At 35.0% G+C, this 1,119-nt stretch carries 2 protein-coding genes; both read right to left on the bottom strand.

The window, feature by feature from the left end:
* Positions 1–396 (bottom strand): DUF2061 domain-containing protein (locus M947_RS23185; RefSeq protein WP_021288576.1); only part of this gene is annotated, 396 nt, incomplete at its 3' end.
* A partial coding sequence (locus M947_RS23590) for an elongation factor 1-alpha C-terminal domain-related protein (protein WP_021288575.1) occupies positions 396–1,119 on the bottom strand: 724 nt, incomplete at its 5' end. The genes M947_RS23590 and M947_RS23185, both read right to left, overlap by 1 nt.

Here is a 1,119-nt window from a genome sequence, read left to right as displayed (position 1 = left end):
TATACGGTGCATATGACGATTTCTATCTTCTCTTGTAAAGCCGATATTTGGAGCTATCTCTCTAATGTCTTTACTATCGAGTCTCTCTAAAGGAATATCAAGTTTTTCAAGCTCTTTAAATACTGCATCAGCGATTGTGGTTTTTCCAGATAGAGGTAGTCCTGTAAACCAAAGGTTAAATGGTTCTATCTTTTTTCTACCCCATTTTACTTTTACCCAAGCTCTCTCATGTGCCCAGTACAAAGCAATCTTTGCAAATGTCTCTATAATTCCTGCTGCTATTGCTAGGTCGAGTCTACCAAAAAACAGATAGACTATAATAATAGTTGTAGTAGTAGCAAATACTCTCCAGCTAATACCTTTTGCTACACTTCTTTTATTTGTTTCTCTATACATTAGATCTCTCTACACTCCCATTCAGGATAATTTTTTCTTATATACTTATTTAGTTCTATTTCTGCATTTGAGTACTCTTTTGCTTCAGTCCCAACCCTGAACTCTGACCCCTGAACCCTGACCCCTGAACCCTGACCTCTGACCCCTGAACCCTCAATACTATCAAGTATCATCCCTGCTCCAACAGTTTTATTTGTATATTTATCTATGATGATAAAGCTTCCTGTATATCTGTTTTCTTGGTAAGGATCAACTGCTATTTTTCTATCTAAAGATATAGTGCATTTTGCGATATCGTTTAACTCTAAAGCATCTGCATCTAACTCCTCAAATGTATTGATGTTTTTTTTATACTCTATGGTCCGAAATGTACCATTTATAACAGATGTAGCTCTTTTTATAATGTAGTTTTCATTTAGTCTCAAAGGACTCTCATCCATCCAAACTACCATACAAGAGAGATGGTCTGAGACCTCTGGGATATTGTCTGATTTTACTATCATATCACCACGACTTATATCTATCTCATCTTCTAGTGTAATAGTTATAGCCATAGGTGCAAATGCAGTTTGTATAGTCTCTACTGTTTCATCTTTATTTACTGGTCTTAAATCTTTTATATCATTTGAGACTATTGACTTTACTTTGCTTGTTTTTTGAGATGGTAGTACTGTTATATCATCACCTACACTTATGCTTCCACTTGATATAGTTCCACAAAAA

The sequence above is a fragment of the Sulfurimonas hongkongensis genome (assembly GCF_000445475.1).
Taxonomy (GTDB): Bacteria; Campylobacterota; Campylobacteria; order Campylobacterales; family Sulfurimonadaceae; genus Sulfurimonas; species Sulfurimonas hongkongensis.
The sequence above is the reverse complement of the archived record's forward strand: the minus strand, read 5'-3'. Positions and strand labels throughout refer to the sequence as shown.